Annotated in this window: 24 protein-coding genes and 1 pseudogene; 16 read left to right on the top strand and 9 right to left on the bottom strand. The window is 54.8% G+C overall.

Annotation, left to right across the window (positions count from 1 at the left end):
- Window positions 1-141: 141 nt before the first annotated feature.
- Window positions 142-384 carry a helix-turn-helix domain-containing protein gene (locus tag D7024_RS10460; protein WP_207666922.1) on the top strand — a complete coding sequence of 81 codons (243 nt, stop codon included), beginning with the start codon at window positions 142-144 and terminating at the stop codon, window positions 382-384.
- A 325-nt stretch (window positions 385-709) separates the two neighbouring features.
- On the opposite strand, the gene D7024_RS10455 is transcribed toward D7024_RS10460, so the two are convergent.
- Window positions 710-1342: a manganese catalase family protein gene (locus tag D7024_RS10455; RefSeq protein WP_121451756.1), complete on the bottom strand. Its 633-nt coding sequence runs from the start codon at window positions 1340-1342 to the stop codon at window positions 710-712.
- Window positions 1343-1473: 131 nt separating this feature from the next.
- The gene (locus D7024_RS15610) at window positions 1474-1755 is read right to left on the bottom strand and encodes a TIGR02186 family protein (RefSeq protein ID WP_353961300.1); all 282 of its coding nucleotides are present in this window, start codon (window positions 1753-1755) and stop codon (window positions 1474-1476) included.
- Window positions 1756-1932: 177 nt separating this feature from the next.
- Here D7024_RS15610 and D7024_RS15405 point away from each other — a divergent pair, with 177 nt between their 5' ends.
- The 3 genes from D7024_RS15405 to D7024_RS10435 are packed head-to-tail and all read left to right on the top strand — an operon-like array spanning window position 1933 to window position 3343.
- Window positions 1933-2580 (top strand): YeeE/YedE thiosulfate transporter family protein, encoded by a 648-nt coding sequence (locus tag D7024_RS15405; protein WP_165859342.1) that lies wholly within the window; start codon window positions 1933-1935, stop codon window positions 2578-2580.
- On the top strand, window positions 2564-3088 hold the full coding sequence (locus D7024_RS15400) for a YeeE/YedE thiosulfate transporter family protein (RefSeq protein WP_121451753.1): 525 nt from the start codon (window positions 2564-2566) through the stop codon (window positions 3086-3088). Before D7024_RS15405 ends, D7024_RS15400 begins: the two co-directional genes overlap by 17 nt.
- A gap of 27 nt (window positions 3089-3115) precedes the next feature.
- Window positions 3116-3343, top strand: a complete 228-nt coding sequence (locus D7024_RS10435; protein ID WP_121451752.1) for a sulfurtransferase TusA family protein — start codon at window positions 3116-3118, stop codon at window positions 3341-3343.
- Window positions 3344-3745: 402 nt separating this feature from the next.
- Here D7024_RS10435 and D7024_RS10430 read toward each other — a convergent pair whose 3' ends face one another.
- A complete protein-coding gene (locus D7024_RS10430; protein WP_121451751.1) occupies window positions 3746-3961 on the bottom strand; it encodes a hypothetical protein in 216 nt (71 codons plus the stop codon).
- Between the two features lie 98 nt (window positions 3962-4059).
- Between D7024_RS10430 and adhE the strand changes: the two genes are divergently transcribed.
- Both adhE and D7024_RS15205 read left to right on the top strand, forming a co-directional pair.
- Window positions 4060-6765, top strand: a complete 2706-nt coding sequence (adhE, locus tag D7024_RS10425; RefSeq protein WP_121451750.1) for a bifunctional acetaldehyde-CoA/alcohol dehydrogenase — start codon at window positions 4060-4062, stop codon at window positions 6763-6765.
- 248 nt (window positions 6766-7013) lie between these two features.
- A pseudogene (locus D7024_RS15205) lies at window positions 7014-7200 on the top strand (hypothetical protein); the annotation flags it as partial.
- A 91-nt stretch (window positions 7201-7291) separates the two neighbouring features.
- On the opposite strand, the gene D7024_RS10415 reads toward D7024_RS15205, so the two are convergent.
- Together D7024_RS10415 and D7024_RS10410 are read right to left on the bottom strand one after the other, a co-directional pair.
- Window positions 7292-8131 (bottom strand): SDH family Clp fold serine proteinase, encoded by an 840-nt coding sequence (locus D7024_RS10415; RefSeq protein WP_121451749.1) that lies wholly within the window; start codon window positions 8129-8131, stop codon window positions 7292-7294.
- A gap of 19 nt (window positions 8132-8150) precedes the next feature.
- The gene (locus tag D7024_RS10410) at window positions 8151-8528 is read right to left on the bottom strand and encodes an AMP-binding enzyme (RefSeq protein WP_121451748.1); all 378 of its coding nucleotides are present in this window, start codon (window positions 8526-8528) and stop codon (window positions 8151-8153) included.
- Between the two features lie 378 nt (window positions 8529-8906).
- Here D7024_RS10410 and lspA point away from each other — a divergent pair, with 378 nt between their 5' ends.
- Together lspA and D7024_RS10400 are read left to right on the top strand one after the other, a co-directional pair.
- A complete protein-coding gene (gene lspA / locus D7024_RS10405; protein ID WP_121451747.1) occupies window positions 8907-9380 on the top strand; it encodes a signal peptidase II in 474 nt (157 codons plus the stop codon).
- Window positions 9367-10284, top strand: a complete 918-nt coding sequence (locus tag D7024_RS10400) for an RluA family pseudouridine synthase (protein WP_121451746.1) — start codon at window positions 9367-9369, stop codon at window positions 10282-10284. The genes lspA and D7024_RS10400 overlap by 14 nt, the downstream gene beginning before the upstream one ends.
- Here the strand turns inward: D7024_RS10400 and D7024_RS10395 are convergent.
- The 3 genes from D7024_RS10395 to D7024_RS10385 form a co-directional block, all read right to left on the bottom strand.
- Entirely contained in the window at window positions 10281-10736 is a 456-nt protein-coding gene (locus D7024_RS10395) for a DUF441 domain-containing protein (protein ID WP_121451745.1), read from the bottom strand. The two genes, D7024_RS10400 and D7024_RS10395, sit on opposite strands and share 4 nt — an antisense overlap.
- Window positions 10737-10921: 185 nt before the next feature.
- Entirely contained in the window at window positions 10922-11719 is a 798-nt protein-coding gene (gene comA, locus D7024_RS10390; RefSeq protein ID WP_121451744.1) for a phosphosulfolactate synthase, read from the bottom strand.
- 163 nt (window positions 11720-11882) lie between these two features.
- Window positions 11883-13190 carry an MFS transporter gene (locus tag D7024_RS10385; protein WP_121451743.1) on the bottom strand — a complete coding sequence of 436 codons (1308 nt, stop codon included), beginning with the start codon at window positions 13188-13190 and terminating at the stop codon, window positions 11883-11885.
- Window positions 13191-13301: 111 nt separating this feature from the next.
- Between D7024_RS10385 and D7024_RS10380 the strand changes: the two genes are divergently transcribed.
- From D7024_RS10380 to carB, 6 genes are all read left to right on the top strand, one after another.
- Window positions 13302-13577 (top strand): YqhV family protein, encoded by a 276-nt coding sequence (locus tag D7024_RS10380; RefSeq protein ID WP_121451742.1) that lies wholly within the window; start codon window positions 13302-13304, stop codon window positions 13575-13577.
- A gap of 234 nt (window positions 13578-13811) precedes the next feature.
- On the top strand, window positions 13812-14351 hold the full coding sequence (pyrR, locus tag D7024_RS10375; protein WP_121451741.1) for a bifunctional pyr operon transcriptional regulator/uracil phosphoribosyltransferase PyrR: 540 nt from the start codon (window positions 13812-13814) through the stop codon (window positions 14349-14351).
- A 133-nt stretch (window positions 14352-14484) separates the two neighbouring features.
- Entirely contained in the window at window positions 14485-15417 is a 933-nt protein-coding gene (locus tag D7024_RS10370) for an aspartate carbamoyltransferase catalytic subunit (protein WP_121451740.1), read from the top strand.
- Window positions 15410-16705, top strand: coding sequence for a dihydroorotase (locus tag D7024_RS10365; protein ID WP_121451739.1), 1296 nt, complete (start codon window positions 15410-15412; stop codon window positions 16703-16705). Before D7024_RS10370 ends, D7024_RS10365 begins: the two co-directional genes overlap by 8 nt.
- Window positions 16706-16766: 61 nt before the next feature.
- Window positions 16767-17843: a glutamine-hydrolyzing carbamoyl-phosphate synthase small subunit gene (gene carA / locus D7024_RS10360; protein WP_121451738.1), complete on the top strand. Its 1077-nt coding sequence runs from the start codon at window positions 16767-16769 to the stop codon at window positions 17841-17843.
- 4 nt (window positions 17844-17847) lie between these two features.
- The gene (gene carB, locus D7024_RS10355) at window positions 17848-21060 is read left to right on the top strand and encodes a carbamoyl-phosphate synthase large subunit (protein ID WP_121451737.1); all 3213 of its coding nucleotides are present in this window, start codon (window positions 17848-17850) and stop codon (window positions 21058-21060) included.
- Between the two features lie 63 nt (window positions 21061-21123).
- Here the strand turns inward: carB and D7024_RS10350 are convergent, their stop codons facing one another.
- Window positions 21124-22092, bottom strand: a complete 969-nt coding sequence (locus D7024_RS10350; protein WP_121451736.1) for a polysaccharide deacetylase family protein — start codon at window positions 22090-22092, stop codon at window positions 21124-21126.
- 177 nt (window positions 22093-22269) lie between these two features.
- Between D7024_RS10350 and D7024_RS10345 the strand changes: the two genes are divergently transcribed.
- A complete protein-coding gene (locus D7024_RS10345; RefSeq protein WP_121451735.1) occupies window positions 22270-23064 on the top strand; it encodes a dihydroorotate dehydrogenase electron transfer subunit in 795 nt (264 codons plus the stop codon).
- A gap of 18 nt (window positions 23065-23082) precedes the next feature.
- Window positions 23083-24000 carry a dihydroorotate dehydrogenase gene (locus D7024_RS10340; protein WP_121451734.1) on the top strand — a complete coding sequence of 306 codons (918 nt, stop codon included), beginning with the start codon at window positions 23083-23085 and terminating at the stop codon, window positions 23998-24000.
- Window positions 24001-24280: the final 280 nt, after the last annotated feature.

Here is a 24280-nt window from a genome sequence, read left to right as displayed (position 1 = left end):
CTGGTTAACTTTTAGGTATATTTTAGCTGGCCCTCTTTGTGTCTGTCAAGGGGGAAATTAATTTTTGTGTCGTCGGACTGTGATATTGTCACCCTGTAAGCGGTCTGAGAAAATGTCACCATGGAGAGAGGAGACATTTTCTTGAGTGCAAAGGAAGTAAAACGGGTGTTCGTTATGGAGCAGGTTCTTAGCGGTAAATTAACAGTCCGACAGGCAGCACAGCTTCTCGGTCTCAGTGAACGTCAGGTAAAACGCCTTAAAGGAGGCATGCAAAAAGAGGGTGTGGCGTTCCTGGCTCACAAAAACCGCGGCCGTAAGCCTGGCCATGCTGTGCCCAAGTCAGTATGCGACAAAGCGGATTATTTGCTTGAAAGAAGAGTGTGAGGCTTCCAACAGTTCCACCATCTCATACGGCAGACGTAGCTATCAAAGATGCAAATACAGAGCAGGAACAAGGGCAATCCAAATCTCAGCCCAAACCTCTGCATGGTACGAAGAAACCTGCTCCAGACCACCCGTGGCGGCGGACCCCACGGTTGCCCGCATTAGAAAGGGTGGGCATTCCTTCCCTCCTACCCACCCGGCAGTTACATGTAAAGAGAGGAGAAAAAACCCACCCGATGAAATTATACCAGCAATTAAAGGTCGTGAAATTCCCCCAGCGGCTGTCTAAACCGTAATGTTCCTTCTGCAAAGATCCATAAGATGATCAAGTAAGCCGGTAGGATTGTCCTGGTTGTGAAAGATCGTAATATTGCCTGGAGTAGCTGGTATCAACAAAGTCCTTCAGGACACCCTGGCCCTGAACCTCATCCAATGCTTGACGGAACAAATTGGCATGAGCTTCTTCCCGGCTAATTAGGAACTTGAGAAAATCCTGAACTGCCGGGTCTTTAGTCTGGCGATACAGTCGTTCGTATACAGCCTTGGCCCGGAATTCAGCCGCAATATTGGATTGCAGGTCAGCAGCTATATCACCAACAGCGTCAACATAAGTGCTGGAGAAGGGTGAACCCATGGAATTGATCCACAAAGGTCCACCTCCACCGAGGAGTTGGAAGGCAAACTCCTCAGGCGAAGCAGTGCTGGTTTGTTCCCCTACAAGGAGCCCTATCATATGAGCTACCATTTCCATGTGGTTCAATTCCTCAGTACCAATGTCTAAAAGGAGATCCTTTATCTTTGCATTTTTACATTTAAGACCCTGAATGATATACTGCATCCCGGCAGCCAACTCGCCGTTTTGACCCGCCAACTGTTCCATCAACATGCTGGCAAACTTTGGGTCTGGACCTGCTACCCTCAATGGATATAAAAATTCGTTTTTTCGATGATAAAACATTGATAACAGCCTCCTTGGTACTGTTTTTATTATTCTTTTTCGCAAAGGAGGCTGTTATGCAACAAAGCGATCTCTCGAGGTCCTTACCACCCCTTGCCGCACACCTTTTAGCAGCCGGTACCCCGAGAAGTTTAATGTGCATGCGTTTCGACGCCACCGGTCGCTCCTTTTCCGAGTATGCAGTCAATCCAGCTAAAAACCATCCCAATTGCTACTCCGGCGAAAAGCGCAATTATCACCGCGAGTCCCCCGTAAACCGGGTCATTTGTACCGGAAAGAAGACGCAGCCAATAAACCAGACCTTCGCTCCGAACGGTAAACGAACCCTCCTGGCTGCCGACAACTTTACCGCTTTTACGGCGAGTACCGTTACTTGAATTTTCCCCTGCAGGATATACAAACGTGAGTTTCAATGAAGACTTTTTTGTTTTGTTCAAGCCAGCTAAGAATTTATGGTTATAAACATTTTTAATTCTCCCGGGATTCAGGTTATAAATATTTTATCGACCCCATAGAAGGGATTTATACATAAAAAGCGAACTCGTTTTTTCATCTTGCCCATGATCAACAGGAAAGGAGGGACTTTTTTTATGCCCAAAGAACCATCCAGGAAGCAATGGCCCTGGGCTATCTCTGTTTTCGCTGGCGTCATAGTATTTGGCCTTGCGCTTAAATCGCAATCCTCGCTCTTAGCTGTTTCCTGGTTGGTGGGTCTGATCCTGGGGTTTGTGCTGCAGCGCTCAAGACTTTGTCTGGCGTCGGCCTTCCGGGACCTGTGGCTACTGCGTGATGCTGCACAATTTCGGGGCCTGTGGTATATCTTACTGGTTGCCAGCATTGGTTTTTTTGCCCTCCAGTACAGTGCTTTCCTGGCCGGTAAAGAAGTCCCATTGAAGGTTTCTCCCGCCGGTGGTTACGTAGCCATTGGCGCCTTCCTCTTTGGCGTGGGGATGGTTCTGGCCAGCGGCTGCGCCTCAGGCATGCTGGTACGGCTGGGTGAAGGGTCGTTATCTCACCTAGTAGTATTCATTTGCTTTATAATCGGGGCTTTAGGTGGGGCGCGTACCATCGATTGGTGGGAAGCTGCTTTCCCGGGAGCAGTGAAAGTATTCTTCCCCAAGGCCCTGGGATGGGGACTAGCGCTTTTGCTCCAGCTGGGCCTGCTCGTGTTTATTTACTTACTGGTTCACTGGCGTAAGGTGCGGGAGGTGTTGAGCCGCAATGTCCACCAAGCGTAGTAGTTTATGGAGAGCTCTAGAGAAGCCCTGGCCTATCTGGCTAGGCGGGAGTATCCTAGGTTTGCTAGCGTGCTTGTATTTTGCCTTTGGTAAAACGGTTGGAGTACAAACTTCTCTGCTTTATTGGGGAGCATGGGTAGGGGAATATCTTGGTCTTGAACCTGCTTCCTGGAGTTTCTTTCGGGGAAGTCAGGCCAAAGCCCTGGCGGGAGGGTTCTGGCGGGACGCTGGTAGCCTTCTTACTTTAGGCGTGGTGGCCGGTTCTCTGCTGGCCGCCCTTTCGGCTTCGGAGTTCCGGCTACGCAAGATAGCTTCTCGCAAGCAGCTTCTGGCTGCTATCCTGGGTGGTTTTTTAATGGGTTACGGGGGGCGTATAGCTGGTACTTGTAATTTGGGGGCCTACTTTGGTCTCCTTCCCTCGCAAAGCCTTTCCGGGTGGGTGTTCCTTGCCTTTGTAGGGCTGGGGGCTGGCCTGGGTAGCTGGCTGCTTTGGAAGTACTTTTCCTAGGATATTAAGGAAAGGAGAGGTAAAACAATGGCGGTGATCGATTTAGATGCTCTGGGGCTTGCTTGTCCATTTCCCCTCATTAAGGCACAGAAAAAAATGCAAGAACTGAAGGTGGGCGATGTACTGCGGGTGGTGACCGACTGCGTCTCGGCCACGGAAAACATCCCGCTTTGGGCAAAAAATGTTGGGTACCCCTGTGAGATCAAAAAGACAGGTTCGGGCACCTGGGAAATTACCGTTACCAAGACTGGCTAGGTGTTATTCCACGAATCCAAAAACTGGTTCAGGACAGGGATTTCCCCCCTGTCCTGGCGAACTAACAATACCTTAAAAACATTTAAGCGAAAATCTTAGCTGCTATCAGCAACAGAATACCGAGAACAATAACAGCATAATCCTGCTTTCTAGTCTTGGCGTCTCCATTATGCCCGTGGACACCTGGCTCCACACATCTTTTGTGAGCACGGGTGGTGTCAAGGTAATTCTTTCTTTGAATATACGATACTTTGATTTAACATTTTAAATAATTCTACAATCCCGGGCAAAACCACAATGGGTAAAAATTTTTCTACCTACACTGGTTACCTGTTTAACGTATAAAACTGTATCCTCTTCCAGAGCCTGTTCCAGATAGCCCAGCAGGGGGAAATTAACTTTTTAGTCCCCATTGTCGACGGGTACGGCCACGTGCCGTTCCCGGCCGCAAGCCGGGCAGGAAAAGAGATGCACGCAGGCGGACGCCTCAAAGGACAGGTTAAAGTAAGGGCTGTAGGGCCCATAATAATCGTTCACCGGTCCGGTATCCTCCATGGCAGTTCCGCAGGTGCAAATATGCCGGCCGGTATAAATACCGTTGCAGAGCGGGCAGGTCATCTGGGAGCATCCCCTCTCTTTTGAAGTTTTATTTTAGCCCGCCTGGGCGGGCATATTCCCTCTTTTACTGGAAATAATGAGAGGGGAGGTGTCCGCAAGTGGGTGAGCAGGGAAATTTTCCTGAAATTGACGCCCTGGTGGAAAGGGCCAACCAGGCGGCCCGGGAATTTGCCCGCCTGGATCAGGAGGCGGTGGACCGCATTGTGCTCAATATGGCCCTGGCCGGGCTGGACAAACATATGGAACTGGCCCGCATGGCCGTGGAAGAAACGGGCCGTGGTGTTTATGAAGACAAGGCGATCAAAAACATTTTTGCCACGGAGGCGGTTTATCACAGCATTAAATACGCCAAAACCGTGGGTATCATAAAAGATAACGAGGAAGAGGGGTACCTGGAAGTGGCCGAGCCCGTGGGAGTGGTGGCTGCCGTGGTGCCCGTAACCAATCCCACTTCCACCACCATGTTTAAATGCCTGATTTGCGCTAAAACCCGGAACCCGGTGATCTTTAGCTTCCATCCAGGAGCCCAGCAGTGCAGCGCTGCGGCGGCGAAGATCTTGCTGGAAGCAGCGGTAGCTGTCGGGGCCCCCGAAAACTGCATATCCTGGCTGGAAAACCCCAACTACGACACCACGGGCTATTTAATGCGGCACCCCGGCGTGGCCTTAATTGTTGCTACCGGCGGGGCCGGGCTGGTACGGGCGGCCTACAGTACCGGGAAGCCGGCCCTGGGCGTGGGGCCGGGAAACGTGCCCTGCTACATTGAAAAAAGCGCTAATTTGAGGCGGGCGGTAACCGATCTGATCATGAGCAAGACCTTTGACAACGGTTTAATTTGTGCTTCCGAACAAAGTGTCATCATTGACCGGGAAGTGGCCGACCAGGTTATTACCCTGATGAAGGAAAATGGCTGCTATTTCCTGAATGAAGAGGAAACCCGCCTGCTGGAAGCCGTAGCCGTGGAACAGGGGAGTTGCACTTTGAATCCCCGGGTGGCCGGGCAATCGGCCCGGAGGATTGCGGAGATGGCCGGTTTTTCCGTGCCGCCGAACACAAGGGTCCTGGTAGTCCGCCTGGCCGGGGTGGGGCCGGAATACCCCCTGTCCATGGAAAAGTTAAGCCCCATTCTATCCTGTTACATCGTGGAAGGTTTTGCCCAAGGAGTAGAATTATGTGAAAAAGTGGTGGAATTTGGCGGACTGGGTCATACGGCGGTCATTCATTCCGAAGATCAAAAAGCCATTGAAGAGTTCTCCCGCCGCATTCGTACCGGGCGGATTATTGTCAATTCGCCGGCTACCCACGGTGCCATCGGGGATATATACAACGTGAACGTGCCTTCCTTTACCCTGGGGTGCGGTTCCATGGGCAGCAATTCCACCACCTCCAATGTCAGTGTGGAAAACCTGATCAACATTAAGCGGGTGGCCAAGCGCCGGGCGAAATTACAATGGTTTCGGGTTCCCGAACGGGTCTATTTTGAACCCGGTTCCATACAATATTTGCGCAAACTCCCCGGAGTTAAGAGGGGCTTTATCGTAACCGATCCGGAGATTAAGCGCCTGGGTTTTGTGGACAAGGTGCTTTATCACCTTAACCACCGTAATAACAGGGTGGTTACCGAGATCTTCTACGAGGTAGAACCCGATCCCTCGGTGGAAACGGTACGCCGGGGCTGTGCGGTGATGAATCAGTTCCGTCCCGATACCATTATTGCCGTAGGAGGGGGTTCAGTCATTGACGCCGCCAAGGCCATGTGGCTTTTTTACGAACACCCGGAAGTAGAATTTGAGTTTCTCAAACTCAAATTTATGGATATTCGCAAGCGCACTTACAAGTACCCCAAACTGGGGCGTAAGGCGCAACTGGTGGCCATACCCACTACCAGTGGCACAGGTTCGGAAGTAACTGCCTTTGCCGTCATTACCAACAAGGGCGAGCAGGTGAAATATCCCCTGGCCGACTACGAACTCACACCCGACGTGGCCATTATTGACCCGGATTTTGCCCGCACCATGCCCAGCAAGGTGGCGGCCGACACGGGTATGGATGTGCTTACCCACGCCCTCGAAGCCTATGTTTCGGTAATGGCCTCGGATTACACCGATGCCATGGCGGCCAAGGCCGTGGAACTGGTTTTCCAATACCTCCCCCGGTCTTACCGGAGCGCCCAGGACCACAAGGCCCGGGAAAAAATGCACAACGCCTCCTGTATTGCCGGTATGGCCTTTACCAATGCCTTTTTAGGCATTAATCACGCCATGGCCCACCAGCTGGGGGCTGCTTTTCACATTCCCCACGGCCGCGCCAATGCCGTCCTTTTACCCTACGTGGTGGCTTACAATGCCAGCCGGCCGACCAAATTTGTTTCTTTTCCCCAGTACGAGTACTTCCACGCTCCGGAAAAATACTGGCAGCTGGCCCGCCTGCTGGATTTGCCCGCAGGTACGGTGGAAGAGGGAGTGAGGAGCCTCATTGGAGCTATCTTCCAACTGTTAAGGGAACTGGATATGCCCCTCACCGTGGCTGATCTGGGTATTGAACGTTCAGTATATGAGCGCAAAATCACCGAAATGGCCGACCGGGCCTTTGCCGATCAGACCACCACCACCAACCCCCGTTTTCCCCTGGTGGCCGAACTGGCCGATCTTTACCGTTTGGCCTACGGTCCCCCGTTGTCCCGAGAAGTGGGTGAGGGGTTGCTGAATTTTTCCCTGCTCCAGGGGAGCGGGAAGGATGAACGCTTGCAGCTCTTCTGGCAAGAGGGTCCTCCGGAAATAAGGCCGGAAAACCCGTTGCAATGATTATTCCACCCGGCCCCGCCGGGTCTTTTTATCCCCTTTGGGGCTGCTACAAACCACTTAGTTTTAGCCGGCAAGGTTTCTACATTGGCAGGCCAAGCTAATCCCGGACGTTCATCTGGGATTTGGAGGTTACACTAACGGTAAGCGGGGGCAGTGCTGTTGATCTGGAACTTGAAGGTTATTTTGTCCATCAGTGTGTTCCTGCTCAGTTACGGTTTAATTATTTCCTAAAAAATACACCGTACCGACTGGGGGCCTGCCTGAGAGGAAACGGCATCCTCATTGGCGCTTCGGCCAGTGTGGTGGTGGCCGGTATGGCTGAGAAAAGGGGTACCCTTATGACCTTTGTGGATTTTATTAAGGTCTGCTTTTCCATTGATGATTATGTCCATCATCATCTCCACCCTTTACCTGTGGCTGTTGTACCTGCGCTAAAAGAAAAATAAGCCGGGAGATACCGGCTATGGTAAGTGTTGGAAGGTTTGATAAACTTCTTGCTGGGGGCAGGGAGTTATAAGAAGAGTAACTACCGGTCGTTGCCCTGATTCTCCCGGGTATAGGGCAAGGGGATATATTGTACAGATGGGCGGCGCTGGGCCGGCTGGGGATAAAGGTCCATCAGGGCATAGATTTCCGGCGGTAGCTCGGCGCAAACCGGGAAGCCCAGTTCCCGCAGCTGCTCACAGCTAAGGGGGTAATCGTGTGTCCATTGGCCGCTGGTAAGCAGGTGGCTGATCTGGCGGGCTTTTTCTGGGGACATTTTTTCCACCAGCAAACGGTAAACAAATGCCTCTACCTGATTCAGGGCCTTGGAAGCAATGTCGGCCAGCATCAGGGTGCGGTCATCCACCCGTTCCCGGCCTTTGATCTGTACCGCTTCCAGAATGGATGCCGCCGGCATATCGCCCAGTTGCGGGTCCACCGGACCGAGAACGGCGTTTTCGTCCATCATAATCTCATCGGCAGCTAGGGCAATCATGGTCCCTCCGCTCATGGCATAGTGGGGGACAAATACCGTCACTTTGGCTTTATGCTTTTGCAGCGCCCGGGCAATTTGTTCTGCCGCCAGCACCAATCCGCCCGGCGTATGCAGGACTAAGTCGATGGGCATGTCGTCCGGGGTCAGGCGAATGGCGCGCAGAACTGCCTCCGAATCTTCCACATTTATGTAGCGGGATATGGGAAAACCTAATAAACTAAGCGACTCCTGGCGGTGTATCAAGGTGATTACCCGACTACCCCTCTTTTTTTCCAGGCTCCGGATCAGGCGCAGCCGCATGGTTTCCAGGCGGTATTGCCGGGAGGCGGGTAAAAAGGCCAATAGAATAAAAAAAATCCACAACAGGTCTCCAAAGGAAAAGTTCATGCTCTTTTTCACCCCATTTTTATTTTGAACTAAAAAGTTTTTTTCTATTGCTCGAGTCAATAGCCTGGAGATAGTAATTAATTAACTTTTGCCGCTGCAATTTGCCGCTGGGAGTGCGGGGGATGGCAGGCACCAGAAGATAGCGCCTGGGCTGCTCGTTCCAGGGGATTTCCGGGTTGCGGCAGATAAAATTCTTGAGCGCGGTCGGTGACAGTTCAGGGGTAGACGGTACCACATAAGCCACCAGTAGCTGCCGGCCTTTTTTGTCCCATACCAAATCCACGGCTGCATCTTTTACGGCCGGGTGCTGGAACAGTGCTGCTTCAATTGAGCGGAAAAGGAACTGCTCCCGGGTTATTTCCCGGGGAGTGGGACTGTTTTTAACCACCTTAAGCATGCAACCACTCCCTCTTGACGTATATCCCTATATACTGAAAATTCGCGAAAAATCGCTTTGATCCTCCTTTGAATTAGTTAAGTTTTGCCAGGCCGTTCCGTCCGGAAACCCCCTTTCCCGTTTTGGAGGGTTGTAACGGGAGTAAATGTCAGGGTGCCGTTGCGGCTACACTTTGGCGGTTGCCCCTTGCTGCCCTGGGTGCCTGGTGTTTGCATTAATGGAAATAAGGCTGGGTTTTGCCCCCCAACCCGTTTTCATGGTATTATATGCTGGGGCACAGGGGGGGAAGTGCCTGGCCGAGCGGGTTAAGGCCCTGTGATTAAATGTTTAAAAGGCCCGACATGGGCTATAGATATAGATTGTAAAGGGGGAGAAACGTTGCTTTTCTGGTTAACCGCCCTGGTTACTCTTGTGTTGGATCAGGCTTCCAAGGAACTGGTTCAGCGCCTGATGTGGGAGGGTCAATCCATTCCGGTAATACCGCACATTTTTCATTTAACGTACATACGCAATCCGGGGGCGGCCTTTGGTCTATTTGCCTACCGCACCGGCTTTTTTATCGCGGTCACCCTGCTTGTCGTGTTCGGGGCGCTGGTTGCCGCGCTGCGTCTTTCCCCCGGGCGGCACATGCTTCGTTTATCCCTGGGATTGGTCATGGGGGGTGCCCTGGGCAACCTCATAGATCGGGTCCGTTTCGGGCTGGTGGTGGATTTTCTGGACTTTCGGATATGGCCGGTTTTTAATCTGGCGGATACGGCCATAGTTATCGGCGCCTTTTTGCTGGTCTTTGCGTTCTGGCGGGAGGACCGGGAAAGGGGACCTGAAAGGGTGGGGCCCGGTGCAAAAAATTAGTTGTCATCGGGTGAAGGAGGAAAATGCTGGGGAACGCCTGGATGTTTTTTTGGTTAAAGAAAATCCGGATATTTCCCGTTCTCATATCCAGAGATTAATAACCGAGCAGCAGGTAACAGTAAACGGTGAGCACGTGCGCTCCAGTTACCGGGTGAAGCCGGGGGATGAGGTGGTGCTAAAAATACCGTTGCCCCGGGAACTGGAAGTGGTTCCGGAAAACATTCCCCTGGACATCTATTATGAAGATGGTGATGTGGTGGTGGTAAATAAACCCCGCGGTATGGTGGTGCACCCGGCGGAAGGGAACTACAGTGGAACCCTGGTAAACGCCCTTTTATATCATTGCCGGGACCTGTCCGGGGTGAACGGAGTAATGCGACCCGGTATCGTACACCGGCTGGATAAAGATACGTCTGGTCTGATTATGGTGGCTAAAAACGATTTTGCCCACCTGGAACTGGCCCGGCAACTGAAAGACCGCCGGGTCACCAGGCGTTACATTGCCATGGCCCATGGCAACTTCAAAGAGGACAGGGGTACGGTGGATGCTCCCATTGGCCGCCACCCCCGGGACCGGCAGCGCATGGCCGTAGTAAGCCGGGGTGGACGCCACGCCGTAACCCATTATGCGGTCCTGGAGCGTTTCGGCCAGTACACTTTGCTAGAGCTAAAGCTGGAAACCGGCCGGACTCACCAGATTCGGGTCCATATGGCCCACCTGGGACATCCCCTGGTGGGTGATTTAAAATACGGGCCAGCCCGGCCTCACTTCGGCCTGCAGGGCCAGTTTTTGCACGCGGCAACGCTGGGCTTTTACCACCCCAGGCGGGGAGAATATCTGGAGTTTACCGCCCCATTGCCCGGGGAACTAACGGATATCCTTGCCCGGTTGCGTCAGGGCTAGTGCTTTAACCAGGCAACCAGCTCTATGAAAAGGGCGGTAATACCGGCAGCCATAAGGGGACCTACAGGCACCCCGCCTAAAAAGACAATGCCAAAGATCGATCCAATCATCAGGCCAAAGATAATTTCCGGCTGCAATTGCAGGAGCTTCAATCCCTCCCCATTGAGATGGGTGGCCAGTGCCCCGCCAAATAGAGCCAGCAACCCGGGCAGGGAGGTAAGGTTGTAAAGCATTTCCCGCTCGCTGATCTTGCCCGTAGCTACGGGTACCAGGATGGAGAGTAAAAGAAACAACAGGCCCAGCTCCAAACCGCGCTTTTCCAGCAGGGAAAAGATAAAATTCAGGTTGGCGAGCTTGATGATGAGCAAGACACAGGCTGCCATGGCAATAAGATTGGAGCGAGCGACAATGCCGATCAACAACAACGCGACCAATAGGGTGACTCCGGGCATGGCCTTCCCCTTCTCTAAGTTTCTTTGGTTTAAAATATGTACGAGCCATGGGCAATATTACCAGTAAGAAGCAAAGCCGCCTTAAAGGCGCTTTGCTTCTTACCCGTCCTGCGCGTTTCCCGGAACAGCCCGGGGATGCCCGTTTGGAGCCCTTGTAAATTAGCTGGTTATCTAAATAATATACGTTATAACGTGGTTTTGAGGGTGTCGGCCCGGAGACCAACCCGCAGGGCTTCCAGGGCCAGGACTTCGTGGGGAGGGATATTGCCCAGGTTGACGTTGGGGCCAAAGCGCAGGATCAATTCTTCCTGCTGGTTCTTGCGCGGCGCTTCCCAGATTAGCACGCGGGGATCGCCGATGCCGCAAAGCAGTTCCTCCAGTTCCTCCTGGATGAACCGCCCCTGGTCATCATAAAGACCCACGTTGACACCTGACTCCCGGCCTTCCAGAATGACCCGGTAAGCCCCGTGTTGGAGATCCCGGTGGATCTGCTCTACTAAATGTTGGACTGAGTGGTGTTCCCCATTTTTTTTGCCAACTTCCGTTAATACCTTGAAACCCAGATCGGCGGCCCGGGCAATGGCTTTTTCCCTGATCTCGGGGAGCAGGGTGATTGTGCCGTCGGATACTTCGATGGCTGTAAAGCCAATGGTCTTGGCCAGGTACAGGTACTCCTCAATTTTTTCCTGCAGTATGGCCACCTCAAAGAATGTTCCCCCGGGGTAGATATCTATGCCGAAGGACTTGACGAGATGAACTTTTTCCTCTAACACCTCCGGAGCATATAAAGCGGGAGTACCGAATCCCAGCTTAAAAAAATCAATGTATTGGCCGCATACATGCAAGATATCCTTTGTTTCCACCAGGCCCAGGCCCTTGTCAATGATCATGGTCAAGCCCTGCTGCCGCGGTTTTTCCAGTCTCTTACCCAGGGGAAAGCTTAGGAATGCCTGCCATGTCCGGGTACCCTCCTGTTCGCTCATGCTCTCAAGCTCCTTTCGCGGAATGGCAATGCACCTGTTTTTGCAGGCGCTTTGTCGGACACCCCCTTCCCGGGCCTTCCGCAAAAGTTAGCCATTCATAGAAATATTACCGCGGGGAGGGAAAGGTTACCCTGGTAAAACTGGGAATAGTAGCCACCAGAGGTCATAGTCCCTGTTCATCCGGGGGATTCCAGGGCTTGCGCGCGGCCAGTCCGAAAGCCGGCTGGGGGGTATAAGGGGCGGGGCGATTTATTTCTTCCGGCGTGGTGGGGGCTTTCATGTCTTTCACCCGGATTAAAAAGGCGGCCAGCAGGGCAGTAACCCCCGCCAGGGCTGCCGTGCTCCAAAACATGAGGGGCAGGCCGTAGCCCATTAACAGGCCGAAAAGGGGAGGGCCCAGGGCTACACCCATAAACCGTACACCGCCATACAGGGAGGTGACCAGACCCCGCCTTTCCGTGGCTGTGGAGCTAGTAATAATGGTGTTCAGGCAGGGAAGGGTCAGGCCGGTACCGATGCCGGCCAGGGAAATGGCGATAAAAAATAGATAGGTTGTGCGATAAAAACCTATCATGGTTAAAGCCCCGCCAATCAAGGCCAGACCTCCCACCACCAGCCATTTCATTAATGCCAGGCGCTTTTTGATTATCCGGCCGGTGAGGTAAGAAGTTGTACTCATAAATAAAACCGGTATGGCCAACGCTCCGCCTTTGCGCACTCCGTTTAGCCGGAAAACCGTTTCCAGGTGTTCGGATAGAAAAAATAACACCCCGAAAAGAATAAGTAATGCTACGGCCCCACCAAGAAAAGAAGTAAGCAGCATGGCGGATTTTTTCTCAAAAATCCGGGCGATGGATTTCAGATACTGGTTTACACTTTGTGCCTGCCGGTTGCCTTCCGGCTCTTTGACCAGGAACCATAGCCCCAGTACCACTGGAATAACCACCAGGGGAAAAAAAAGAAATGTGGCATACCAGGTGATGAGGCCCAACAAGGCCCCTAAAATGGGGCTTACCACCTTGCCCAGACCGTTGGCGGCTTCGATGATGCCCAGAGCAGTGCCCCGCTGCTTACCGGTGAAAAGGTCCCCGGTAAGGGCCATGGCAATGGGTGCAGTCCCGGCCGCGCCAATGCCCTGCAAAATGCGTCCCCCGAGAATGGCCGGATAAGCCAGGCTTTTCAATAAAATAGCCGCCAGGCCGGCCACTATACCGCCCAGACCGTAAAGGATTAGCGCCGGCGCAATTACTTTTTTGCGGCCAAAGCGGTCGGACAAAAAACCGGCCAGCGGAATGATAATTCCGGCAGGGATGGAAAAGAGGGTGATCAACAGGCTGACCTTAAACTGGGTGAGGTGCAGTGCTTCCTTGATGGCGGGCAGTACCGGGATGAGCATGGAATTGCCCAAAACCATAATAAAGGGCACCCCACTTAAGGCAGCCAGCACCAGGGTGCTTTTTTGCGGCTTCATCGGCTATCCCATCCTTTCGCCAAAAGTTTTCCCTGTCTCCAACCTCGCCTATGCATTTATCTATGCCGCGGGGCATATGAAATTTTAGTAAAAACCGGCAGGAGGGATTTTATGTTTCTGTTCCTGGACCGCATCGTTTTAGGTATGGCTCTTTTGCGGCTGCTCTCTTCATCCGTTGAATTTAGCGCGGCCATGTTAATGCTGTACTTTAACCGGGTGGAAACGGCTTTTAAAATAAATAGTCTTTTGGCCCTGGTGGGTCCAACGGTACTGCTTACGACTACCAGCCTGGGACTGGTGGGCCTGGCGGGTAAAGTTTCCCCTTCCAGCATGGCCATTATCCTGCTGGGGGTCGCCCTGATTTTTATCGGCATTAACCGGATGTAGCAGTTTTCACTGACGGATTTTACCCTGACAATATCACAGACGGATCACAAAAGCGTACGTTCATCACTTGACATTTGGCGTGGATTTTTGTATTCTTTTAGGGAATGAAAATAAAAGCCCTTGAAGTCGGTCCCGTGAGGCCGGCAAGGAACATAGGACGTAGGATTAAAGCGTTGACTATGCCTGCTTGCCGGTGGCAAGCAGGCATTTTTATGGGCATGAGGGGGAAGGGTAATGAAACATAAGGCCCAGATCCTGGATAAAGAAGGTATCCGGCGGGCACTGACCCGGATAGCCCACGAAATTATTGAGCGCAATAAGGGAACGGACGGTCTGGCCCTGATCGGCATCCACCGGAGGGGGGTGCCCCTGGCGGAAAGGCTGGCGGCAAAGATCCGGGAAATTGAAGGCAGCACCGTCCCGGTGGGTACCCTGGACATCACCCTGTACCGGGATGACCTGACCACCCTGGCCCAGCAACCGCTGGTGCACCGTACGGAAGTACCATTTCCTGTTTCGGATAAAAAAATTGTGCTGGTGGATGATGTAATATATACCGGGCGCACCATCCGGTCGGCCCTGGATGCCATTATGGACCTGGGCCGGCCCCAGGTGATTCAACTGGCGGTCCTCGTTGACCGGGGCCATCGGGAACTGCCCATCCGGGCCGATTACGTGGGGAAAAATGTTCCCACTTCCCGGCGGGAAGTGGTCGCGGTGCGGTTGCAGGAAACCGACGGTGATGAAAGGGTGCTCATTTTAGAAAAGGATTAAATGCTCCGGTGCCGTCTTTTAAGCAACGGTCCAGAGAGGCCGGCAAGGAGGGCACGCCCAGCGCTTGCCGGCCTCGTTCCGGGACTGATACCGGGCGGGGCTTTATTTTTAGGAGATGCGGAGGCTTGGCATGATGAACTGGAAGCGCAAGGACCTTCTCGGCCTGCAAAACCTGTCGGCGGAAGAAATCAAGCTGATCCTTGACACGGCCGTGCCCATGAAGGAGATCCTGGGGCGCGCCATTAAAAAGGTGCCTGCCTTAAGGGGGCGGACGGTGGTGACGTTGTTTTACGAACCCAGCACCCGCACCCGTACCTCCTTTGAGCTGGCCGCCAAGTATTTAAGTGCCGATAGCGTGAACATTTCCACCGCTACCAGCAGCGTGGTCAAGGGAGAAACCCTGAAGGACACCGCCCGGACGCTGGCGGCCATGGGCGCCGACGTGGTCATCCTGCGCCACCCCATGGCCGGAGCGCCAAACCTGTTGGCCCGCACCATCCGGGCGGCGGTAATTAACGCCGGCGATGGTGCCCACGAGCATCCCACCCAGGCCCTCCTGGACATGTTTACCGTGCGGGAGAAAAAGGGAGAGCTTGCGGGGCTCAACGTGGCCATTATCGGGGACGTTTTACACAGCCGGGTGGCCCGCTCAAACATCTGGGGTTTTACCAAAATGGGCGCCCGGGTGCGTATCTGTGGTCCCGCTACCATGATCCCTCCCGAGATAGAAGCCACCGGTGTACAGGTGTGTACGCGTATAGAGGAGGCCCTGGACGGCGCCGATGTGGTGATGATGCTGCGCATCCAGCTGGAAAGGCAGCAGCAGGGCCTTTTTCCCAGCATCAGAGAATACGCCCGTTTATTCGGCCTCAACCGGGAAAGACTGGCCCTGGCCCGTCCCGGTGCTCTGGTTATGCACCCCGGGCCAATGAACCGGGGGGTGGAAATATCCCCGGAGGTGGCCGACGGAATTAACTCGGTGATCAACGAACAGGTTACCAATGGGGTGGCCGTGCGCATGGCTCTACTGTACCTGCTGGGTGGAGGGGGGATACCGGATGCATAAACTGCTGATCAAAGGTGGCCGGGTGATTGACCCCCAGGCCGGGAAAATGTTTGCCGCTGACATTTTGATTGTGGAAGGGGAAATTGCCGCCGTCGGTCCCGGCCTGGAACCGGGAGAAGGTGCCGTAATGGATGTTGCCGGCAAACTGGTTGCCCCAGGGTTAATCGACATGCATGTTCATTTCCGGGAACCGGGCTTTGAGGCCAAGGAGACCATTGCTTCGGGTAGCCGGGCGGCGGCCCGGGGGGGTTTTACCGCTGTGGCCTGTATGCCCAATACTGATCCGGTAGCTGATAACCGGGCGGTTATTTCTTACATCAAGGCCAGGGCAAAGGAAGCGGGCCTGGTCAAAGTTTACCCCATCGGAGCCCTTACACGGGGTAGCCGGGGTGAAGAGCTAACGGAAATGGCCGATTTGAAAGAGGCCGGCGCGGTGGCCCTCTCCGATGACGGCCGGTCGGTGGCCAGTGCAGCGGTGATGCGTCGGGCCATGCAGTATGCCCGGATGGTGGGACTACCCGTTATTTCCCACTGCGAGGAACCAACTTTGTCTGCCGGCGGTGTGATGCATGAAGGCTACATATCTACCGTTTTGGGACTGCCGGGCATCCCGGCTGCGGCCGAAGAAATTATGGTCGCCCGGGATATAATTCTATCCGAGTACACCGGTTGCCCCCTGCACATCGCCCACGTCAGCACCGCCGGTTCAGTGCGCCTGATCCGCGAGGCCAAGGCCCGGGGAGTGCCGGTGACGGCCGAGGTTACTCCCCATCATTTCACTCTTACCGACCGGGCGGTGGCTGATTATGATACCAGCACCAAGGTCAACCCTCCCCTGCGTACTGAGGAGGATGTGGCGGCGTTGAAAGAAGCCCTGGCCGACGGCACCATTGACGTCATTGCCACCGACCACGCCCCCCATACGTTGGAGGAAAAGGACGTGGAATACCAGCAGGCTCCCTTTGGCCTGGTGGGCCTGGAAACCGCCCTGGGACTGGTGTGGACTGAGCTGGTAATACCGGGTGTTTTAAGCCCGGTGGAGGCCATCCGCAAACTGACGGTGAACCCCGCCCGCATCCTGGGCCTCCAGGAAGGCGTGCTTAAAGTGGGGGGAGATGCCGATATAACCATCATCGATCCCGAGCTGACCGAAGTAGTTGATCCGGCTACCTTTGCCAGCAAGGGACGGAACACTCCTTTTGCCGGTAGACGTTTACAGGGCCTCCCCGTGGCCACCATCGTCAAAGGGCAGGTAGTTTACAACCGCAACCTGGCGATGATATCCTGAACGGGGCACGACCGGCACTGGATACTCTCATATAACCACCAGAATGCGAGGTGTTACGATGATGCAGGCCATACTAGCTCTCGAAGACGGAACCGTGTTTACCGGCCGGGCCTTTGGGGCCAGGGGGGAAAGATGGGGAGAGGTGGTCTTTAACACCGCCATGACCGGCTACCAGGAAATCCTCACCGACCCTTCCTACTGCGGCCAGATTGTGGTGATGACCTATCCCTTGATTGGCAACTACGGCATCAACCGGGAGGATTTCGAAGCGAAAAAGTCCTATGTGCGGGGCTTTGTGGTGCGGGAGGAGTGCGACCGGCCCAGCAACTGGCGGGCGAGCTACCGCCTGTCCGACTTCCTGGCCCGGGAAGGGGTGGTGGGCATTTCCGGTATCGATACCCGCGCCTTAACCTGCCACCTGCGCAACCAGGGGACCATGCGGGGTGTCTTGAGCACCGAATGCAACGATCCCGCCCTCCTGGTGGAAAAGGCCAAACAATGCCCCCACCTGACCGGGCAGGAGCTGGTGCCCGAGGTGGCCACAAAGGAAATCTATACCCTGGAGGGTAAAGGGTACCGGGTAGTCTTGATAGACCTGGGTTCCAAACTGAATATAATCCGGCACCTGCGGGAGCGGGATTGCGAGGTAGTGGTGGTGCCTCCTACTACTACGGCTCGGGAAATTCTAGCCTTGCATCCCGACGGCATCCTGCTATCCAACGGTCCCGGCGACCCGGTGGATGTTCCCTACGCCATCCGGACCACCAGGGAACTGATCGGAAAGCGCCCCATGTTTGGCATTTGCCTGGGCCACCAGGTGATTGCCCTGGCCCTGGGGGCCAAAACTTATAAGATGAAATTTGGTCACCGGGGGGCCAACCACCCGGTAAAGGACCTGGCTACGGGCAAGGTGTACATCACCTCCCAGAACCACGGGTTTGCGGTGGATGCCGATTCCCTGGCCGGTTTACCCGTGGAAGTCTGCCACCGGAACCTGAACGACGGTACGGTGGAGGGCATCCGGCACAAGCACCTGCCGCTTTTCTCGGTACAGTACCACCCCGAGGCCTCCCCGGGCCCGCGGGAATCAGCTTATCTGTTCGACCAGTTTATTGACTTAATGCAGCGGAGGAAGTGATAACATGCCGTTGAAAAAGGGACTGCGCAAGGTAATGGTCATTGGCTCCGGGCCCATTGTCATCGGCCAGGCGGCGGAATTTGACTACGCCGGTACCCAGGCCTGCCGCGCTTTACGGGAAGAAGGGCTGGAAGTGGTGCTGGTAAACAGCAACCCGGCCACGATCATGACCGATGCCAACATGGCCGACCGGGTATATATCGAACCTTTAACGCCTGAGTTTGTTGCCCGGGTCATCCGCAAGGAAAAACCGGACGGCCTTTTGCCCAGCCTGGGCGGCCAAGTGGGACTGAACATGGCCCTGCAACTGGCGAACACCGGGGTGCTGGAGGCCGAGGGGGTACAGCTTTTGGGTACGCCCCTGGAAGCCATCCGCCGGGCCGAAGACCGGGAAGAATTTAAGCTCACCATGGAACGCATTGGCGAGCCCATTCCTGAGAGCACCATTGTCAGCAGCGTTGATGAAGCGGTGGCCTTTGCCCGGGAAATCGGCTTTCCCCTGGTGGTTCGCCCTGCCTACACTCTGGGGGGTACCGGCGGGGGCATGGTCTATGACATGGATGAACTGAAGGCTACCGTCACCCGTGGTTTAAAGGCCAGCATTATTCACCAGGTGCTCGTGGAAAGGGGCCTGGTGGGTTGGAAGGAAATCGAGTTTGAGGTGATGCGGGACAGCGCCGACAACTGCATCATCATCTGCAGCATGGAAAATATCGACCCCATGGGCATTCATACCGGGGACAGCATTGTGGTTGCTCCCGTGCAAACTTTGAGTGACAAGGAATTCCAGATGCTGCGCACCGCCTCCCTGAACATCATTCGGGCTTTGGGGGTTGAGGGGGGCTGCAATGTGCAGTTTGCCCTGGATCCCAACAGCTACAAATATTATGTAATTGAGGTCAACCCCCGGGTGTCCCGTTCTTCGGCTCTGGCCTCCAAGGCCACCGGTTATCCCATCGCCAAGGTGTCCAGCAAGGTTGCCGTGGGGTTGACCCTGGATGAGATTAAAAACGCGGTTACGGGTAAAACCTATGCCTGCTTTGAACCTTCCATAGACTACGTGGTGTTGAAATTCCCCCGCTGGCCCTTTGACAAATTTGCCCTGGCCGACCGCACCCTGGGCACCCAGATGAAGGCCACCGGGGAAGTTATGGCCATAGACCGGACCCTGGAAGGCGCCCTGTTAAAGGCGGTACGCTCCCTGGAAATCGGCCTGGCGGGTCTTTTGGTCCCGGAGATGGAACAGTTGAGCGATGAAGAGATTGAAACCAAGCTGTCCCGGGCCGAAGATATGCGCCTGTTTGTGGTGGCCGAAGCTTTACGCCGGGGGATGCTTGTGGACAGGGTTCGGGCCTTAACGGGCATTGACCGCTTTTTCCTGGACAAGATCCAAAACATTGTGCAGCTGGAGCAGAAGATTCGCCGCCAGGGACCGGCGGCCTTAACGCCGGACCTTTTGCGCCGGGCCAAGGAAATGGGCTTTGCCGACGCCTATCTGGCCCAAATTACCGGCCAGGACGAGGCCAAAATACGGGCCCTGCGGGAAGATTGCGGAATCAAGCCCGTTTATAAAATGGTGGATACCTGTGCGGCAGAATTTGAGGCCGTTACCCCTTACTACTATTCCTGTTACGATCATGAGGACGAAGCGCAAAACACCGCTGTACGCAAAGTGGTGGTCCTGGGCTCGGGGCCCATTCGTATCGGGCAGGGTATCGAGTTCGACTACTGCTCAGTGCACTCGGTGTGGGCCCTGCGGGAAGAAGGTGTTAAGGCAATTATCATAAACAATAACCCGGAGACGGTCAGTACAGACTTTGATACTGCCGACCGGCTCTACTTTGAGCCCCTTGTTTTGGAAGACGTCTTGAACATTCTGAGGAAGGAACGCCCCGAGGGGGTAATTGTCCAGTTTGGTGGTCAGACGGCCATTAACCTGGCCGTTCCCCTGGCCAAAGCCGGCATACCCATTTTAGGTACGGCGGTGGAGGATATCGACCGGGCGGAAGACCGGGAGCGTTTCGATCAACTACTCGTGGGACTGGGTATCCCCAAACCGCCGGGGAGGGCGGCTTTTTCCGTAGACGAGGCAGTAAACATAGCTCGGGAAATTGGGTTTCCCGTGCTGGTCAGGCCCTCCTATGTTCTGGGTGGACGGGCCATGGAGATTGTCTATAATCATGAAGAACTGCTCAACTACATGGCCAATGCGGTTAGGGTCACCCCCGAGCACCCGGTGCTGGTGGATAAGTACCTGCAGGGCGAGGAGCTGGAAGTAGATGCCATAGCCGACGGGGAGACGGTGCTGATTCCGGGGATCATGAAGCATATCGAGCGGGCCGGCGTTCATTCCGGGGATAGCATAGCCGTTTACCCGGCCAACAAGATCGCTCCAGAAGTAAAGAACCAGCTGGTGGACTATACCACCCGTCTGGCGCGGGCTTTAAATGTGCGGGGAATGATCAACATCCAGTACGTGCTCTACAACGGACAGGTTTACGTGCTGGAAGTCAACCCGCGGGCCAGCCGCACGGTGCCCTACATGAGCAAAATCACCGGCATTCCCATGGTCAGTCTGGCTACGAAAGTTATCCTGGGGCGCAAATTAAAGAACCTGGGTTATGACGGCGGCCTCTACCCGGAAGGCCGTTATTTCGGAGTCAAGGCTCCCGTATTCAGTTTTGCCAAACTGCTCCAGGTAGATATCTCCCTGGGGCCGGAAATGAAGTCCACCGGCGAGGTCATGGGGGTGGACAGTAGTTACCCGGCGGCGTTATACAAGGCCCTGGTGGCGGCCGGCTACAACATCCCCCGGAACGGCACCATCCTGGCCACCATTGCCGACAAGGATAAAAAAGAGGCCCTGCCCCTTTTAAGGGGTCTGGCCCGTCTGGGATACAATATTTGCGCCACCGCCGGGACAGCGGCCTTTTTGCAGGAAAATGGCCTGGAGGTGGAGCGGGTAAACAAGGTGCGGGAAGGCTCCCCCCATATCGTGGATCTCATCCGGGCAGGGAAGATCCACCTGGTCATCAACACCCTCACCCGGGGCAGGGCCCCGGAGCGGGACGGTTTCCGCATTCGCCGGGCAGCGGTGGAACACGGCGTCCCCTGCCTGACCTCCCTGGATACCGCCCGGGCCATCCTGGAAGCGCTTGTTTCGATCAGAGAGGGGGATGTCATGGACCTGATCCCCATCCAGGAGGTGGCGGTTTAGCAATTAACCCCGGGCGTACTACCCGGGGTTTTTCTCCGTTTCCTTTAAGGAGCTTACCTGATTTCAAAGCGTGTGGAGGGCTACAAAAGTTGGATTAAACAGAGCCGGGTGAAGGGGCGCAAAGGCCAGACACCACTGTTGGGCCGAAGTGAGCAAAGAATACTTTTCGATATTGCGGATCAGAATTTCAGGAGTGATATCCGGGCTGCCCGCATTGATGCGCCTGATAGAACCATCGGTGATGCGGGGGTCGTTCAAACCCTTGCGGATATAATAGAGGTATTTATAGCCCAGGGAGCGGGCAATCCTGGCGGCGGTGGGACTGTCTGCTCCATAAGGCCAGCAAAACTGGTCTACAGGTCGACCCAGCTCCCTTTCCATTACCTCTTTGGCCTTGAGCAGATCTGCCTTCACCCGGGCTTCATATTCTGCTTCTGTTTCCCGGCGGTTTAACTTGCTGAGCCAGATGGGTCCCGACAGGGCCGGTCGTATATGCCGGGCGGCGGGCAGGCCCGGGGAAAACCTGGCCTGGTAGTGGCTGTCATAGGAATGGGGGTAAAAACTCATGCCGTGGGCCTGCATTTCGCGCATTTGTTCCCAGGTGAGCTTGGGTATTTTTTCCGTCGGGTCACCCACTTTTTTTACAATAACAAAGCAGGTAGCCGGCATTTTTCTTTTTTTTAATTCCGGGTAGGCGTAAGTATAAAAGGACTCATACCCGTCATCAAAGGTAATCACCACTGCCTTTGGCGGGATAGTATCCTTTCCGGACAGGAACCGGGACAGTTTTTCCGCGGAGATAACCTGGTATCCTTTCCTTTGCAAGATGTCCAGGTGTTCCTGGAATAAACGGGGAGTGATTACCGCCGGACCCCGGTCGGTTTCGCTGATGTGGTGGTACATGAGTACGGCCACCCGGTTTTGATAGCCCGTGTGGGAACTGATGGTGGTGGAATGGGTTGGAAAGGAAAAGGAAACTGACCATGGTACAAAGAAAAGGAGTAATAGTCTGGTCATCCCTAAGAGGTTCATGTGTCGCCTCTCCTGTTTTGTCTTCTCCAATGATCGGGGTTAGCTCCCGGGAGAACTTTTTCACCTCGGGACAAAAGCTGAGAGTAAAATATTCGCTATCAGGGAGAAAATTCCTTGTTTGCTGTATCCCATATACGAAAAAATTTTAGTTAAAACACCAACAGGAGGCAACATGGTATGGCTGTTGATATACCTGCCGAAGTGGTGCAGCAGGAGCAGGTGGGGCCGGGGCTTTACCGGCTAAGCCTTTATGCCCCTCAGATAACCCGCTCGGCTGTTCCCGGTCAGTTCGTCTACATACGTTGTACAGACAACCTGGATCCTTTGCTGCGCCGTCCGATAAGTATTCACGGGGTAAACCGGGAAAGGGGAGAGCTATTCCTTCTTTACCAGGTGGTCGGAAGGGGCACCGCTTTGCTGGCCGCCAGGAGAAGGGGAGAGCGGCTTGGAGTAATGGGTCCCCTGGGCCGTGGTTTCACCCTGCAGGCGCCGGGGCAGCGGGTGGTTCTGGTAGGAGGCGGCATCGGTGTAGCTCCCCTTGTTTTTTTAGGGCAAGTATTGGTACAAAGAAACAACCAGGTTTGTTTACTGGTGGGCGCCCGCAGTGCCGATCAATTGCCGGTGGGAAAGGAGGGATATACCGCCCCGTTTGAGCTGGCTGTGGCCACTGATGACGGTTCTTGCGGCCACCATGGTCCGGTGACGGACCTGCTGGAAAAAATACTGGCTGGCGAAGGGGCGGACATGGTTTACGCCTGCGGTCCCCGGGGTATGCTGCACCAAACGGCTTTGCTTTTAGCCCGGTATGATGTGCCCGGGGAATTTTCCCTGGAGGAGCGCATGGGCTGCGGGGTGGGAGCCTGCCTTTCCTGCGTGTGTAAAACTGCCGGCAAAGGCGGCGAACCCTTGCAGTATCGGCGGGTATGCGTGGAAGGACCGGTTTTCCCGGCGGATCAGCTGGTCTGGGACTAGAAAAAGAGGGGATGTTTTATGACCAAACCGAACCTTGCCGTAGACGTTGCCGGTATACGGATGAAAAATCCCGTGACCACCGCCTCGGGCACCTTTGGCTTCGGCTCCGAGTATGCCCCCTTTGTTGATTTAAACCGCCTGGGGGCCATTGTGGTCAAAGGCACCACCCTTTTGCCCCGCCAGGGAAACCCTCTACCGCGCATTGTGGAAACACCGGCAGGTATCCTGAACGCCATTGGTTTGCAAAATCCCGGTGTGAATCACTTCATCGAAGTAGCTCTGCCTTACCTGAGGCAGTTTGACCTGCCGGTAATCGTGAACATTGCCGGGGATACGGTGGAGGATTACGCCACCCTGGCGGCCAGGCTGGACGAGGTGCCGGGCGTGGCGGGACTGGAGGTAAACATTTCTTGCCCAAATGTCAAAAAGGGGGGGCTGGCCTTTGGTGCCGATCCCGATTCGGCTGCGGCCGTGGTGCGGGCAGTAAAGGGGGCTACCCGACTTCCAGTGGTGGTCAAGCTTTCTCCCAATGTGACCAGTATTGTCCGGTTGGCGGAAGCGGTGGTGGAGGCGGGGGCCGATGCCCTGTCCATGATTAACACCCTGCTGGGAATGGCCATAGACATTCGCCGCCGCCGTCCGGCCCTGGCCAACGTCATGGGCGGTCTATCCGGCCCGGCCATCAGGCCGGTGGCTGTAAGAGCGGTGTGGCAGGTTTACCAGGCCTTAAAGGTTCCCATTGTGGGCATGGGGGGCATCGTTACAGCCGAGGATGCCCTGGAATTCATCATGGCCGGGGCCACCGCCGTAGCTGTGGGGACGGCAAATTTCATCAACCCCCGGGCCACCACGGACATTATTGAGGGGATTGAAAGGTTTCTGGTGGAAGAAGGGGTATCGGACATTCAAGAGTTAATCGGGGCGGCCCACATGTAGTCTCTAGTAGATACTGTCGCATAACTACCTGGGGCGGCGGTCGTCCCCCGTTGCTCCGTGCTACAGGCCGGACGAAACCCAGCACTCACTGGTAAAGTACTCCTTCTGAGTAACGTTATTTACATATGCTCAATGGCTATTCTAACGAAAGAGTTGTTCTAGTGAGTGCTGGGTCGCTCCTTAAGGGACGACCGCCGCCCGTACCGTCTTTGGTTTTGCGACAGTACCTGGTACAGGTTATGTCATAGCTTGGAGCTATTGCCGCCCGAAACAAGGTCAC

The sequence above is a fragment of the Desulfofundulus salinus genome, assembly GCF_003627965.1.
Taxonomy (GTDB): Bacteria; Bacillota; Desulfotomaculia; order Desulfotomaculales; family Desulfovirgulaceae; genus Desulfofundulus; species Desulfofundulus salinus.
Note: the sequence above shows the minus strand (reverse complement) of the source record. Positions and strands in the feature narration are given on the sequence as shown.